The sequence below is a fragment of the Pseudomonas sp. B20(2017) genome, from assembly GCF_002113125.1.
In the GTDB taxonomy this organism is placed as follows: Bacteria; Pseudomonadota; Gammaproteobacteria; order Pseudomonadales; family Pseudomonadaceae; genus Aquipseudomonas.
Genome location: NZ_NEJP01000010.1, coordinates 230,929 through 246,595, shown reverse-complemented (window position 1 = coordinate 246,595; position 15,667 = coordinate 230,929). Strand labels below are relative to the sequence as shown.

Here is a 15,667-nt window from a genome sequence, read left to right as displayed (position 1 = left end):
AACAACTTCAACCACTTGCGCTTCCGATCTCTCGTTAGCGGGAGGCGAATTCTACAGCGTTACACGCTGCTGTCAACACCTCTTTTTCTCCGCTTTCGACCGAGAAGATCGAACCGTTGAAAGCGCCAGAAAAACCGGCATTTCCAACTCCTTCCAGGCTTCGATGAACTGAAGCGACCCACGCTCGAAACCTACTTAACTCATTGAATCTCAAGGAGTTTTCCGTTTCGACTGCGCCGGAAGTGGGGCGAATTATAGAGACTCAGAATCTGCCGTCAACCCTTAATTTGAGTTTTCTATCAATAGAGAGAAAAAGCCGCTTCTATATATAGAGGTGGATCAATGAGTACGCACTATATTGCCCACACTCGCCAGGCTTCTGCGGCACATCGGTTAACGCTGCCACTGAATGCCTGCAATCAGCCAATTACCTTCGCATACACCATCCGGTCAATATTCCCCCCGGACAGAATCACCCCGACCTTTTTCCCCTCCATCCGTCCACGCTCCTGCATCAACGCCGCCAACGCTGACGCACCCGCCCCTTCGGCAAGGTTGTGGGTATCGGTGTAATAGACGCGCATGGCCTCGGCGATCTCGCTTTCGCTGACAGCGACAATCCTCGCCGCACCTTCCTTATAGATGTCGAACGCCTCGGCAATCGGCTTGCGTACCGCGAGACCGTCGGCAAAGGTATTGGCCGAGGCGGTCTCGCAGATCGTTTTCGCTTCAAATGAGAGTTTGGCAGCTGCGGCTTCCGTGGACACCACGCCCACCACTTCGGTGTTCAAGCCCAATGCATTGCGGGCGGCGATCACGCCACAGATTCCCGAACCACAGCCGATGGGTATGTAAACCGTATCCAGATCCGGCGCCGCACTGAACATCTCCAGCGCATACGTCGCCACTCCCTTGACCAGTTCAACGTGAAACGGTGGCACCAGATAAAGATCATGCTTGTGCGCGAGGCGAGCTGCCTCTTCACGCGCTTCGTCGAAATCACGGCCATACTCGACCACCTCACCGCCAAAACCGCGCATGGCGTTGTTCTTTTCCAGCGAGTTGCCCTGCGGCACCACGATCAACGCCCTCAGCCCTACAGCATTTGCGGCCAGCGCCAGGCTCTGGCCGTGATTGCCACGCGTCGCGGAAACAATGCCTTTGACGCGCGGGTGCTCCCGGCGAAGCCAGTGCATGAAGGTAATGCCGCCACGGACCTTGAAGGCACCGGTTGGCGTGTGGTTTTCGTGTTTGACCCAAACAGTGCATCCCAACCGCTCGGCCAGCAATGGCCAACGATACTGGGCGGTAGCCGGCATCACCTGGTAAACCTGGCGGGCGGCGTGTTCGATATCGTCGCGGGTGATTGCGTGCATAGGTATCTCCTTGGTCTTTGCCCAAGTCTAGGCAGCCGTGCGTGACGTCGGCTTTCAAAAAACCGACCTGACTTTTACCCGCCCTCTTCACTACTATGCCGTTCATGAGCCAGCGAAACCGTCAACACCCCGCAGTCGTCCCTGAACCGGTACGTCGTATCGAGGCTGGCCCGTGGATGATCGAATTGTTGCCTGGCGCAGCCTACTCGGCGCGATACGTCGCCAGCCAGTCGGCGATCGGCTTCGCCTTCGACAGTCAGCGCGGCGTGCATGCCATCGGTACTGACCGTGTACGCCCATTCAATGCGATGCCTAATGGCCTGGCATTCGTCCCTGCCGGTTGCGATGTGTTGTCCGAATCCCCAATGGGCGGTGAGTACCTTCGGATGATCCGCACCGATGGCGTTGCGCTGACGGGTGACCGAGCTTTCAACAATCGCATCGACCCGCGGGCCATTCTCCTCGCACAGCGGATGCGCAGCGCACTGCTGCAACCTGAGTGGGATGATGACTGGGAAGCCTGGGCACTCAACCTCGCTGAACGGGCCGCAGGTCCTGGGATGCCAGTCCCACAAGGCTCGATTACCGACAACCGGATGCGCCTGCTGGATGAGTTCATTGACGCAAGCCTCAACGGCCCACTCGACGTGAAGACAATGGCGCACCTGCTCGAGTTGTCCGAAGGCTACTTCATGCGTGCCTTCAAACAGGCGACGGGCAAGAGCCCCCATAGCTATCTGATCGACCGACGCCTGGCCAGAGCGCGGGCGATGTTGCGCGATCCAACCGCGAGCCTGGCGCACATCGCCCTCGCCTGCGGCTTCAACTCCCAGGCGCACATGACGAGCGCCTTCACGCAAAGACTGGGTATCAGCCCGGCGCAACTGCGCACAAACTCAGCCACTGGCAAAAAACAATACGGGTTGTGAATTTTTTCGTGTCCTCGTGTATCTGAACTGAAAGAAGCCGTGCCATTAAAAAGATGGCAACGGCCAAGGCAACCTCTCTAGACCGTGCAGTTACGGACCCAAGGGATTGCGTAAAGACAGATCAGTTGCAGAGTGCCCCGCATGAAATCACGCAAGAAAAGCGTCAGTCCGATCGGACTGCAAGACATCACCATCGTTGACGACGCCAAAATGCGCAAGGCGATCACCGCCGCCGCACTGGGCAATGCGATGGAATGGTTCGACTTCGGCGTCTATGGCTTCGTCGCCTACGTGCTCGGCAAGGTGTTTTTCCCGGGCGCCGATCCCGGCGTGCAGATGATCGCCGCGCTGGCCACTTTCTCGGTGCCCTTCCTGATCCGGCCGCTGGGCGGTCTGTTCTTCGGCGCCCTGGGTGATAAATACGGACGACAGAAAGTCCTCGCTGCGACCATCGTCATCATGTCGCTCAGCACCTTCGCCATCGGATTGATTCCGTCTTATGCCTCGATCGGCATCTGGGCGCCGATCCTTCTGTTGCTGGCGAAAATGGCTCAGGGCTTTTCGGTCGGCGGCGAATACACGGGAGCCTCGATCTTCGTCGCCGAGTATGCGCCGGATCGCAAACGCGGCTTCCTCGGCAGCTGGCTGGACTTCGGTTCCATCGCCGGCTTCGTTCTCGGGGCGGGCGTGGTGGTACTGATTTCCACGATCATCGGCGAAGAAAAGTTCGAAGAATGGGGCTGGCGCCTGCCGTTTTTCCTCGCCCTGCCGCTGGGCATGATCGGGCTGTATCTGCGGCATGCCCTCGAAGAAACACCAGCGTTCCAGCAGCATGTCGAAAAACTCGAACAAGGCGACCGCGAGGGGCTGGCCGGGGGCCCGAAAGTGTCGTTCAAGGAAGTGGCGACCAAACACTGGCGCAGCCTGATGACCTGTATCGGCGTGGTGGCCGCCACCAACGTCACCTACTACATGCTGCTGACCTACATGCCGAGCTATCTGTCGCACAACCTGCACTACAGCGAAAATCGCGGGGTGCTGATCATCATCGCGATCATGGTCGGCATGCTGTTCGTGCAGCCCATGATCGGTTTCATCAGTGACAAGATCGGCCGTCGCCCTTTCATCATCGTTGGCAGCATCGGCCTGTTCATCCTTGCCATTCCAGCCTTCATGCTGATCAACAGCGGCAAGATCGGCCTGATCTTCTCGGGTCTGCTGATCCTCGCCGTGCTGCTCAATTTCTTCATCGGGGTCATGGCCTCCACCCTTCCGGCGATGTTTCCCACCCATATCCGCTACAGCGCGCTGGCCAGTGCTTTCAACGTCTCGGTGCTGATTGCCGGCCTGACCCCTACAGCCGTGGCCTGGCTGGTGGAAAGCACTCAGGACCTGTACATGCCGGCCTATTACCTGATGGTCATTGCCGTGGTCGGGCTGATCACCGGGATGACGATGAAGGAAACCGCGAACAGACCGTTGCGCGGCGCAGCACCGGCAGCATCCGACATCGAGGAAGCACGCGAGTTGTTGCAGGAACACCACGACAACATCGAACAGAAGATCGCAGACATCGACGCCGAAATCGCCGAACTGCAAGCCCGTCGCGAACACCTTGTGCAGCAACATCCGCGGATTGAATAGCAGCACAGCCCATTGGCTGAGCCCCGGGGTGGAATTCAAACACCCTTCTGTGGTGTCCTGTCCGGCAAGCGCCCGACAGTTCGCATGACGGGCTCAGGAAATTCCGGCAAGCAACCAAAGAGGTTCGTTTCATGAGCGACACGTCTTACGTACCACCCAAGGTCTGGAAACATATCGCACCATCCGGCGGCCAGTTCGCCAGCATCAACCGCCCGATCGCCGGGCCGACTCATGACAAGACGCTGCCAGTCGGCAAACATCCGTTGCAGTTGTATTCGCTGGCCACGCCCAATGGCGTAAAGGTGACGATCCTGCTGGAGGAATTGCTGGCACTTGGGCACACCGGAGCCGAATACGATGCCTGGCTGATTCGCATCGGCGAGGGCGATCAGTTCTCCAGCGGTTTTGTCGAGATCAACCCCAACTCGAAAATTCCGGCGCTGCTGGATCGCAGCGTGGAGCCGGCCATTCGCGTGTTCGAATCCGGTTCGATCCTGCTGTATCTGGCGGAGAAATTCGGCGTTTTCCTGCCCGCCGATCCGGCAGGTCGCACGGAAACCCTGAACTGGTTGTTCTGGCAGATGGGTTCGGCGCCCTACCTGGGTGGCGGCTTCGGGCATTTCTATGCGTATGCGCCAGAGAAGCTCGAATACCCGATCGATCGATTCACCATGGAAACCAAACGTCAGCTGGATGTCCTCAATCGGCGCCTCGGCGAAAGCCCTTACCTTGCCGGCGACACTTACACCATCGCCGACATCGCGGTCTGGCCGTGGTACGGCCAACTGGTGCGCAACAATGTTTACCAGGCTGCGGAGTTTCTTGCAGCCCATGAGTACACCCACGTGCAACGCTGGGCGCAGGACATCGCCAATCGACCTGCAGTGATTCGCGGCCAGCGCGTCAACCGGACCTGGGGCGATGAAGCGAGTCAGGTGCCGGAGCGGCATCAGGCGGCCGATCTGGCCTGACCGACTGCGGGCCGCTACGCTTTACTTCACGGAGTGAGCGGCCCGGTCATTCATGTGCGGCACCCGACCTCTAATAACGACAAAGGAGGGTCGTCCACCGATCATGAACATTCTCTACGACGAACAAGTCGATGGCGCCTTGCCGGACGTCGACAAAGCGGCGCTGCTGCAAGCCTTACAGCGTCAGTGTCCGGATCTGGAAGTCCTGCATCAGCGCGAAGAACTCAAGCCGTATGAGTGCGATGGTCTCTCGGCGTACCGCACCACCCCGCTGCTGGTGGTGCTGCCACGGCATATCGGTGAGGTTCAGGCAGTGTTGCGGCTTTGTCATGAGCGACGGGTGCCGGTGGTAGCCCGGGGCGCCGGGACCGGTTTGTCCGGCGGCGCCCTGCCATTGGAAAAAGGCGTACTGCTGGTCATGGCGCGCTTCAACAACATCCTGCACATCGACCCCGCCGCCCGCACCGCCCGCGTTCAACCCGGCGTACGCAACCTGGCGATTTCCCAGGCCGCTGCGCCGTTCGGACTTTATTACGCTCCCGACCCTTCATCGCAAATCGCCTGTTCCATCGGCGGCAACGTGGCGGAAAACGCCGGTGGCGTGCATTGCCTCAAGTACGGTCTGACCGTACACAACCTGCTCAAGGTCGAGATTCTGACTGTCGATGGCGAGAGCCTTACGCTGGGTTCGGATGCGCTGGACTCACCTGGCTTTGACTTGCTGGCCCTGTTCACCGGCTCCGAAGGCCTGCTCGGGGTGATCACCGAGGTCACGGTCAAACTCCTGCCCAAACCCCAGACCGCAAAAGTGCTGCTGGCAGCTTTCGACTCCGTGGAAAAGGCTGGCCGCGCAGTCGGCGACATCATTGCAGCCGGGATCATTCCCGGGGGCCTTGAGATGATGGACAACCTGGCGATCCGTGCCGCCGAAGACTTCATTCACGCCGGTTATCCGGTGGATGCCGAGGCGATCTTGCTTTGTGAACTGGATGGCGTCGAAGCCGATGTCCATGACGACTGCATTCGCGTGCGCCAGGTGCTGGAGCGGGCCGGCGCCACGGAATTGCGGCAGGCCCGGGACGAGGCCGAGCGGGTCCGTTTCTGGGCCGGCCGCAAAAATGCCTTTCCCGCCGTTGGCCGCTTGTCACCGGATTACTACTGCATGGACGGCACCATTCCCCGCCGCGAGTTGCCCGGCGTGCTGCACGCGATTGCGCAGTTGTCTTCCGAGTATGGCCTGCGGGTTGCCAACGTATTCCATGCAGGCGACGGCAACATGCACCCGTTGATCCTGTTCGATGCCAATCGTCCCGGCGAACTGGAGCGCGCCGAAGCGCTGGGCGGCAAGATCCTGGAACTTTGCGTCAAGGTCGGTGGCAGCATTACGGGGGAACACGGCGTCGGTCGGGAAAAAATCAATCAGATGTGCGCGCAGTTCAACAGCGACGAGCTGACGCTGTTTCATGCGGTCAAAGCGGCGTTCGACCCCGCCGGCCTGCTCAATCCGGGCAAGAACATTCCGACCCTGCACCGCTGCGCCGAGTTTGGCGCGCTGCATGTGCATCACGGACAACTACCCTTTCCCGAACTGGAGCGTTTCTGATGGGCGACTCCAGAGATGCAGATGAGAGCGTCGCGCTGCTCGAACAAGTCAACCGGGCGCTGGAAAACGCCACGCCACTGCGCATTCAGGGGGCCAACAGCAAAGCGTTTCTGGGGCGCATGGTCGCTGGCGAGATTCTCGACACCCGCGCCCATCGCGGCATCGTCCGCTACGACCCGACCGAACTGGTGATCACCGCGCGCTGCGGCACGCCACTGGCAGAATTGTTTGCGGTGCTGGACGCCTCGCAACAGATGCTGGCCTGCGAACCGCCCACCTTCGCCCACGACGCTACGGTGGGCGGCATGATCGCCAGCGGTTTATCGGGTCCTCGCCGGCCGTGGTCGGGGTCGGTACGCGACTTCGTGCTCGGCACACGAATCATCACAGGGCACGGCAAACACCTGCGTTTTGGCGGCGAAGTCATGAAAAACGTCGCCGGATACGATCTGTCGCGTCTGATGACCGGCAGTTACGGCTCGTTGGGGGTAATCACCGAAGTCTCGCTCAAGGTGCTACCCAAACCGCGAATGAGCCTGAGCATCAGCCAGGAGATGAGCAGCGAACAGGCTCTCTTACGTCTGGCCGAATGGGGCCAGCAGCCATTGCCGATCAGCGCCGCGTGTCATGACGGCGAACAGTTGCATTTGCGCCTCGAGGGTGGTGAAGGCTCCGTGGCTGCCGCCCATGAACGCCTTGGCGGCGCATTGCTCGACGCCGCGTACTGGGCCGATCTCAACGAGCAACGTCTGGACTTTTTCGATGAAGTCCAACCGCTCTGGCGCCTGTCAGTACCGCACAACACACCGTTGCAGCACCTGCCCGGCAAACAGTGGCTCGACTGGGGCGGCGCCCAGCGCTGGCTCAAGTCGGACGCCGACGCCGCACTGATTCGCAAGGCTGTCCAGCAAGTCGGCGGGCATGCGACCTGCTACAGCCACGGTGTGATCGACGATCCATTCCAGCCGCTGCCTCCCGCGCTGTTGCACTACCACCGCCACCTCAAGCGACAACTCGATCCGCAGGGCATCTTCAACCCCGGTCGTTTGTACGCGGAGCTTTGAGCCATGCAAACCACCCTCAGCCCGCAGGCCCGACAACTGCCCCGCGCCGAAGAGGCCGAAAGTATCCTGCGCACCTGCGTGCATTGCGGATTCTGCAACGCGACCTGCCCGACCTATCAACTGCTCGGCGACGAACTGGACGGCCCTCGGGGCCGCATCTACCTGATCAAGCAGGTGCTCGAAGGCAATGAGGTCACGCAGAAAACCCAGCAACATCTGGATCGTTGCCTGTCGTGTCGCAACTGCGAAACCACCTGCCCTTCAGGCGTGGATTACCACAACCTGCTGGACATCGGGAGGGCGGTGGTCGATGCCGCCGTTCCACGCCCGCTCGGGCAACGTCTGTTGCGCGAAGGGCTGCGCGCTGTCGTGTCCAATCCACGATTGTTCAAAAGACTGGTGAACAGCGGGCAAGTTTTTCGCCCGTGGTTGCCGGGTGCTCTACAAGCCAAATTGCCTCGGAATGCGCTGCTGCCCGCGCCACGTCCGGTCGCCCGTCACACGCGGCAGGTGCTGATGCTTGAAGGTTGCGTGCAACCGGGCTTGTCTCCCAATACCAATGCAGCGGCGGCGCGTGTGCTGGATCGCCTGGGTATCAGCGTCATTCCCGCCCTCGAGGCAGGTTGCTGTGGCGCGGTGGACTATCATCTCGACGCCCAGGCTGCCGGTCTTGATCGCGCCCGGCGCAACATCGACGCGTGGTGGCCGGCCATCGAGCACGGCGCAGAGGCCATCGTGCAGACAGCGAGCGGTTGCGGCGCATTAATCAAGGATTACGGACACCTGCTCTGCACCGATCCGGCCTATGCCGAAAAAGCCCGGCGTGTCAGTACGCTGGCCCGGGACCTGGTGGAAGTGCTGCGTGCCGAACCGCTTGAGTCACTCGACATCCATCCCGAACAACGTCTGGCGTTCCACTGCCCCTGCACTTTGCAGCACGCGCAGAAACTCGGCGGTGCCGTTGAAGCCGTATTGACCCGACTGGGTTTCAGTCTGACCGACGTGCCTGACGCCCACCTGTGCTGTGGCTCGGCGGGTACGTGGTCGATCACCCAGCCGGAACTGGCCCGTCAGCTGCGCGACAACAGGCTGGACGCACTGGAAAGCGGGCATCCGCAGGTCATCGCCACGGCCAATGTCGGTTGCCAGCTCCATCTCGATGGCGCCGGCCGCACGCCCGTCAGGCACTGGATCGAGCTGGTGGATGAACATTGCCGGTGAGTACCCGGCCAAACTTTCAGGCATTGAACCCGACGCGACTGAACATTGCGTCGATCACGATGTTCTAGATGCGGTAATCACTGGATCAAGGATGAGCGAATGGACATGTCCACCCATACGGCTCCGCTCCCCGCGCCGCAAAGCGCAGCGACCAGGCGTCTGGCTGTTGCCGTTGGCGCGCTGTTCGTCACCGGGGTCATCGCGACAGTCAGCGCCTTGTTCAGCATTGCAACGCAACTCGATAACGACGATGTGAACGACAACCGGTTCTACTCGAGTCGGGCCCTGGAAAACCGCATCCTCGCATCAAAAAACTACATCACCAGTTATGCCTACTGGACCACGGCGTATGAGCGGCTGAATGATCAGGTCGACACAAAATGGGCGTACGTGGATCAGAACATGGGAAAAACCCTGTTCACCAACGACGGCTATGAGGGCGTCTTCGTCCTGGATCGGCAGCACACCAAATATGCGGTGGTTCGCGGCCAACTGGTCGATGCCGACATCTCCGGTTTCCTGCAAGCCCCGGCCTCTTCGCTGGTCGATAAGATTCAAACCCAGGCCGATCTGACAAAACCTCTCAACACCTACTCATTGTTTGAAGGCTGGCCGGCTCTGGTGACGACAGCCGCGATCATTCCCAATGACGAACGCCCCACCGCAGAACCGGAAAAAACCTCGGTACTGGTATTCGTCGATCAGTTGACGCCTACCAAACTGCGCAAGATCGGTAGTGGCTATGGTCTGAACAATCTGACTCTGGCCCCGGACGAAACCATCGAGGCAGGTCAGCCCCGTGTACCGCTCGACAGCACGGGTTACAGCCTTGTCGCCGATCTGGAGCGTCCCGGCCAACAGTTGTTGTGGTCATTGCTGCCAACCCTCGTGACTGTCCTGTTCATCCTGATGCTGTTGACTGCGTATTTTTTTCGGCATGCCTTGCGTTCGTCGAAGTACGTGGACAACAGCCTTGAAGCGATGCAAACCTCACACCGGGCCATGGAAGCCGCCAACCAGGCGCTGGAAGCCAGCGAAGAGCGCTTTCGGGCGGTGGCCGAAGCGGCCTCCGACTGGATCTGGGAAGTCGACCGGCATTTGTCCATCACCTATCTCTCGGCGCGCTTCGGCACAGTCACCGGGTATCCGCAGGAGCAATGGCTGGGGCAAGACATTCTGCAATTGCTGTCCTGCGATACCACGCCGCTGGATCTGTGGCTCAGGAAACTCAATGAGGATGCCAACGCCAGCGACCTGCGTTGCACCTACCGTGACCGCAACGGCCAACAACGCTACTGCCGGTTGTCCGCCCGGCCGATCCTTGAGAGGAACACAATAGTCGGCTATCGCGGCACCGCCAGTGACATCACCGATGAAGTCGCCGCCCATGCGCAGATCCAGCACCTGTCCATGCACGACGCACTGACGGGACTGCCCAATCGCAACAAGCTGGCCCGCTATCTGGAGGAGGCGCTGCAACTCAAGGAGCACGCAGCGCCCTTGTCGCTGTTGATGATTGATCTGGACAACTTCAAACCGATCAACGACTCACTGGGCCATCCGGCCGGTGATGCGGTCTTGCAGGAAGTCTCGCGACGCTTGCGCGAATGCACGCGTGATCACGACATCGTGGCCCGGCTCGGTGGCGACGAATTCGTGGTGGTGCTCAACGGCATGGACACTCATCAGGAAATCGACAAATTCTGTACCCGCCTGATCGGCAGCCTGCATCAGCCGGTGATGTTCGAAAATCATCCGTTGCACATCGGTGCCAGCGTGGGCATCACCTTGAGCAGGCGTCACGGTTTCGAACCCGCCGAACTGATTCGCTGCGCCGACATCGCGCTCTATCAGGCCAAGTCGGAAGGCAAGAATACCTGGTGCTATTTCGAAGCCCATATGAGTGATCGGATCCAGACGCGCCGGGAACTGGAAGATGATTTGCGCAAAGCGCTGAAGGACAACGAGCTGGTGCTGCATTACCAGCCCCGATACAAGGTGAACGGTAAGGAAATCGTCTCGGTCGAGGCCTTGGTGCGCTGGCAACACCCGACAAAAGGTTTGCTCGGCCCCGACTTGTTCATCCCTCTCGCAGAACAGACAGATCTGATTGTTCCCTTGGGCCGCTGGGTGCTGCGTGAAGCTTGCCAGACGGCACTTTCATGGCCTGAAGAGCTCCTGCTGTCAGTGAACCTCTCCCCTGCCCAGTTCGCGCTGAGTGACGTCGTCGAAGACGTGCGTGAGGTGCTGGTCGAAACCCGTTTTCCGGCCAGTCGCCTGGAACTGGAAATCACCGAGAACGTGATGCTCAACGACACCGACGGTGCGCTGACGACGATGAATTCGCTCAAAGAACTGGGCGTGCGGTTGAACATGGACGACTTCGGCACGGGCTACTCCTCGCTGGGCTATTTGCGCGCCTATCCGTTCGACGGCATCAAGATCGACAAACGCTTCATCGCCTCGATCACCGCCGGCAGCAATGACCGTGCAGTGGTGCAAGCCATCATCGGCCTGGGCAAAGCCATGGGGTTGAACGTGACAGCAGAGGGCGTCGAAACCGAAGAACAACTGGCGATTCTCGGCAAGGACCAGTGCAATGAAGTGCAGGGTTATTTCATGAGCCGGCCGATCGACAAAACAGCATTTTCCCGACTTTTGCAGGCGTCGGAACGCCTTTGATACCGGAATCCATTTGCCGGCTTCGCTTCAATGGCAGAGCCTGCCCCTCACCCCGGTAGGTCGATATGGGTTATGAGCTAATAACGCCTTCATTAAACGGTCGCTCAAACGTTGTACTAGGATAGGATCCAATTCCTCGACGCGCTGTCGCAGGCCAAGGAACCCAGGCTGGTGCGTCAGGAACGCAACCCCATTGCAACTCATGGATGAAACACATGAACTCACACCTGTTTCCTCAAATCGGCAAGGTCATCGCCAGCACCGGCAGCCGGCACTTCCCACGGATGCTGCATGACCTGATCCTCACCCAACTGGCCGTGGACGCCACACACATCCGCCAGATGCGCGTGGAGCCCGTCGGGCGCGCGCAACCGCGCTCCGACCCTGAATGCCCGAAAGAGGCGGCGTTGACGGCCGAGACGGTCTATTCCGAGCTGAGCACCGACCCCGGCAACAGTGACGTGCCGACACCCGAACCCTCTACGGTCACCGATGCGTCGCAGTTGCACCTGACTCGACGCAAGGACGGCTACCGTTATGTGATTTCCGTGTATCGCTGCGGCCCGTCCCAACGCTTTTCCGCTCAGGAACGCAGCCGGCTGCAGGACATCTCCCCGGTGCTGCTGCCGATGGTGGAAAAACATATCAACGCGCTGCTGCCGGAAAATACTGATCCCGACGCTCAGGAGACGGCGGCGCAGGCGTCCGTGCAAGGACTGGAGACTCTGCGCCTGCGCTTTGGCGAACGCGTGGAGCAACTGGGACTGAGTCTGTCCACCCGTGAAATGGAAGTGTGCGTCGGCCTGCTTTCCGGGCGCACCGCGCCTGAACTGGCCGAGCAGTTGCAACTGAAGGTCAATACCGTCGAGAGTTACCTCAAACGCGCCGCGATCAAACTGGGTATCAGCGGCCGCCATTCGCTGATGCGCTGGATGTATTCGCCCAAGGACTGTCCGGCGGCCAACGGCCCGTCAAATGCCGGCTGACCGCTGAACCGTCACGAGAAAACCGCCTTCCGGCCAGGAACGGCGGTTTTTTTCATGGTCGCGTTTTTCAGTCCCGAGCCAATGCCTCTATCGGGTCGAGCCGTGACGCATTGCGCGCCGGCACGAAGCCGAACACGATGCCGATCAGCGTCGAACAGAACACTGCCGTGAGCACCGAACCCAGCGAAAACACCATTTCCCATTCCTTGATGAACAGCGAAAACAGGTAGCCGATGGCATAGGACAGGGAAATCCCTATCGCGCCCCCCAGCAGACAGACCATTACCGCCTCCACCAGAAACTGCTGGCGGATGTCCGACTGCCGTGCCCCCACCGCCATGCGGATACCAATTTCGCGGGTACGTTCGGTGACCGACACCAGCATGATGTTCATCACGCCGATCCCACCGACCACCAGCGAAATCACTGCAATCAGTGACAGCAACAGCGCCAGTGAGCGACTGGTCTTCTGCACGGTCTGCATCACGCTGTCGAGGTTGTTGGTGAAGAAATCCTTGGTACCGTGGCGCTGCAACATCAGTTTGTTGACGTTGTCTTCCACCACCTTGCTCGGCTGGCCGTCCTTGATCCGCACGCTGATGCTGTCCAGATAGCGTTGGCCCAGCAGCCGGCCGGCCGCAGTTTCATAGGGCACCCAGACGTTGAGTGATTTGCTCGACGAGAAGATGTTTTTGTTTTCCGCAGCGACACCGATCACCGTGCAGGGCAGGTTACCGATGAGGATCACCTGCCCCAACGGATCGACACCCTCGCCGAACAACCGATGGCGGGTGTTGTGATCGATGACCACCACCTGCGCCTGACGTCGGGCATCGCTTTCGCTGAACTGGATGCCTGATTCCATCTTGATTCCGCGCACCTGAAAATACAGATCGCTGACGCCGTTGACCTGCGCATCGAGGTCGATGTTGCGATAGCGCAGCAACAGATTGCGTCCGACCACGGGCGTTGCGCTGTCGACGTAGTAGAGCTGATTGAGCGCCGCTGCATCGGCGGGCACCAGGGTTTCGATGGCCGCCGAACGACTGTCGCCGAAACTGGTGCCAGAGTAGATGTCGATGGTGTTGCTGCCAATGGCTTGAATGTCTTTCAACACGTAGCGCTTGGCGCCCTCGCCTATGGCTGAAATCGACACCACCGAAGTGATGCCGATGACGATCCCGAGCATGGTCAGCAAGGTGCGCATCCGATGGGAAATCAGCGCGACCCAGGCCATGTTGAACGCTTCCTTGAACAACCCGAGGCTGGCCACTAGACGTCGTGCCGCCGTGGACTTGGGGACCACGTCCTCATTGTTCAGAGCGGTGATGTCGCGTTCGTTGCGCCGGTCGCTGAGAATTTCCCCGTCGCTGACTTCAATGATGCGCTCGGCGTTGGCCGCGACCTTGGGATCGTGAGTGACCAGAATCACCGTGTGCCCTGCCGCGTGCAGCTCCAGCAGAATGCGCATCACCTCCTTGCCGCTGGTGGTATCGAGGGCGCCGGTCGGTTCATCCGCGAGGATCACTTCGCCGCCGTTCATCAGCGCGCGCGCGATACTGACCCGCTGCTGCTGACCGCCCGATAGCTGGCTCGGGCGATGGGTCAGGTGCCCTTCCAGCCCAAGGCGCGCCAACAATTCACGGGCCCGGGCATGACGCTGTGGCTCTGGCGTGCCCGCGTAGATCGCCGGCATCTCGACGTTGTGCATCGCGCTCAAGTGCGGCAGCAAGTGATAGCGCTGAAAGATGAAGCCGAAATAGTCACGGCGCAGTTCGGCCAGCGCCTGATTGTCCAGATCCCGGGTTTCCCGGCCGTTGATCCTGTAGCTGCCGGCCGTGGCGTAATCGAGGCAGCCGAGGATGTTCATCAGGGTTGATTTGCCGGAGCCCGAGGCGCCGATGATTGCGACCATTTCCCCGGCATTGATCGTCAGGTCGATATTCTTCAGCGCCAGGAATTCGCGATCGCCAGCCGTAAAACTGCGGCTGATGCCGGTCAGTTGCAGCAGTGGTTCGGTCATGCTCATGCCCCTGCCACTTTCGCCACAGGATCACCGATCACCACCCGATCGCCTTCGGCCAGACCGTCGTTGACCTGCACCTTGACGTTGTTGTTGATCCCGGTCTGCACATTGCGCGACTGCGCCTGGCCCTTGGCGTCCAGCACCCGCACCGGAAAACTGCCGTCGTTGTTGCGCGGGCCCAGTGCTGCCACCGGAATCGTCAACACCGATTTGGCGGTGTCGAGCACCACCCGCACCTGCGCCGTCATGGAAATACGCAAGCGATGATCAGGGTTCGGTACGTCGAACAACGCGTTGTAGAACACCGCGGTGTTTTGCTTCGGCGTGCCGGCGGGCGGGGTTTCGAGGAAATTCTGCGGCGCCGGCTCGGTGCCACGCAGCTTGCCGTAATAACGCTTGTCCTCGCCGAGAATGGTGAAGTACACCTCCTGCCCCGGTGCGATGTGAATGACGTCGGCCTCCGACACCTGAGCCTTGACGGTCATAGTGTCCAGATCTGCAAGTTTCAACAGGATCGGCGCCAGTTGGTTGGCAATTACGGTCTGCCCCTCCTGGGTGACGATGCCCACCACGTCGCCGTCGATAGGCGCAATGATCCGCGTGTAGGCCAGATTGACCTTGGCGGTGTCGATCTGGATGTGCGCACTTTTGATCTGTGCATCCAGCGACAACAGGTTGGCCTGCTGCACTTCGTAGTTCGATTGCGCCGTTTCGAAATCCTGACGCGAGATCGAGGCGTCTTCCTGCAAATCCTGATAACGCTCGTAGAGCGCCTTGGTCTGCCGCAGCTGTGCCTGAGTCGCCCGGCGCTGGGCTTGCAGATTCTCTTCATCGACCTGTGCCTGACGCAGGGTGTTCTGCAACACCAGCGGGTCGATTTCCGCCAGCCACTGACCCTTCTTGACCTTATCCCCGACCTTGACCTTGAGCGACTTCAACTGCCCCGAAACCTGGGCGCCGACGTCCACCTGCTTGATACCTTCCAACAGACCAGTGGCCAGCACTGCGTTTTCAATGTCACCGCGTTCGACCGTGGCCGTCAGGTATTGCGGCGCTTCGGCCGGCGCCTGCACCGTGTAGAACACCAACCCGGCCACCAGCGTCAACGCGATTCCCAAACCGACTTTGCGCAACTTCGACTGTTCCATAAATGACCAAAATTCCG

11 protein-coding genes are annotated in these 15,667 nt (G+C 60.0%); 8 read left to right on the top strand and 3 right to left on the bottom strand.

Annotated elements, in window-relative coordinates; genetic code table 11:
* Positions 1 to 419 precede the first annotated feature (419 nt).
* Positions 420 to 1,376: a threonine dehydratase gene (locus CAF63_RS16770; protein WP_085686543.1), complete on the bottom strand. Its 957-nt coding sequence runs from the start codon at positions 1,374 to 1,376 to the stop codon at positions 420 to 422.
* A gap of 95 nt (positions 1,377 to 1,471) precedes the next feature.
* Here CAF63_RS16770 and CAF63_RS16765 point away from each other — a divergent pair, with 95 nt between their 5' ends.
* The 8 genes from CAF63_RS16765 (at position 1,472) to CAF63_RS16730 (ending at position 12,476) form a co-directional block, all read left to right on the top strand.
* On the top strand, positions 1,472 to 2,305 hold the full coding sequence (locus CAF63_RS16765) for a helix-turn-helix transcriptional regulator (protein ID WP_371807409.1): 834 nt from the start codon (positions 1,472 to 1,474) through the stop codon (positions 2,303 to 2,305).
* Between the two features lie 141 nt (positions 2,306 to 2,446).
* Positions 2,447 to 3,949 carry a glycine betaine/L-proline transporter ProP gene (proP, locus tag CAF63_RS16760; protein WP_085686541.1) on the top strand — a complete coding sequence of 501 codons (1,503 nt, stop codon included), beginning with the start codon at positions 2,447 to 2,449 and terminating at the stop codon, positions 3,947 to 3,949.
* 131 nt (positions 3,950 to 4,080) lie between these two features.
* Positions 4,081 to 4,920 (top strand): glutathione-dependent disulfide-bond oxidoreductase, encoded by an 840-nt coding sequence (gene yghU, locus CAF63_RS16755; protein WP_085686539.1) that lies wholly within the window; start codon positions 4,081 to 4,083, stop codon positions 4,918 to 4,920.
* Positions 4,921 to 5,023: 103 nt separating this feature from the next.
* Positions 5,024 to 6,523, top strand: a complete 1,500-nt coding sequence (gene glcD, locus CAF63_RS16750; RefSeq protein WP_085686537.1) for a glycolate oxidase subunit GlcD — start codon at positions 5,024 to 5,026, stop codon at positions 6,521 to 6,523.
* Positions 6,523 to 7,587 (top strand): glycolate oxidase subunit GlcE, encoded by a 1,065-nt coding sequence (glcE, locus tag CAF63_RS16745; RefSeq protein ID WP_085686535.1) that lies wholly within the window; start codon positions 6,523 to 6,525, stop codon positions 7,585 to 7,587. Before glcD ends, glcE begins: the two co-directional genes overlap by 1 nt.
* 3 nt (positions 7,588 to 7,590) lie before the next feature.
* The gene (glcF, locus tag CAF63_RS16740) at positions 7,591 to 8,808 is read left to right on the top strand and encodes a glycolate oxidase subunit GlcF (RefSeq protein WP_085686533.1); all 1,218 of its coding nucleotides are present in this window, start codon (positions 7,591 to 7,593) and stop codon (positions 8,806 to 8,808) included.
* A 99-nt stretch (positions 8,809 to 8,907) separates the two neighbouring features.
* Positions 8,908 to 11,490 carry an EAL domain-containing protein gene (locus tag CAF63_RS16735; RefSeq protein ID WP_085686531.1) on the top strand — a complete coding sequence of 861 codons (2,583 nt, stop codon included), beginning with the start codon at positions 8,908 to 8,910 and terminating at the stop codon, positions 11,488 to 11,490.
* Between the two features lie 215 nt (positions 11,491 to 11,705).
* Positions 11,706 to 12,476 carry a helix-turn-helix transcriptional regulator gene (locus CAF63_RS16730; RefSeq protein WP_085686529.1) on the top strand — a complete coding sequence of 257 codons (771 nt, stop codon included), beginning with the start codon at positions 11,706 to 11,708 and terminating at the stop codon, positions 12,474 to 12,476.
* Between the two features lie 67 nt (positions 12,477 to 12,543).
* Here the strand turns inward: CAF63_RS16730 and CAF63_RS16725 are convergent, their stop codons facing one another.
* Entirely contained in the window at positions 12,544 to 14,499 is a 1,956-nt protein-coding gene (locus tag CAF63_RS16725) for a MacB family efflux pump subunit (protein WP_085686556.1), read from the bottom strand.
* A gap of 2 nt (positions 14,500 to 14,501) precedes the next feature.
* Complete coding sequence (gene macA, locus CAF63_RS16720; protein ID WP_085686527.1) at positions 14,502 to 15,650, bottom strand: macrolide transporter subunit MacA; 1,149 nt, start codon at positions 15,648 to 15,650, stop codon at positions 14,502 to 14,504.
* Positions 15,651 to 15,667: the final 17 nt, after the last annotated feature.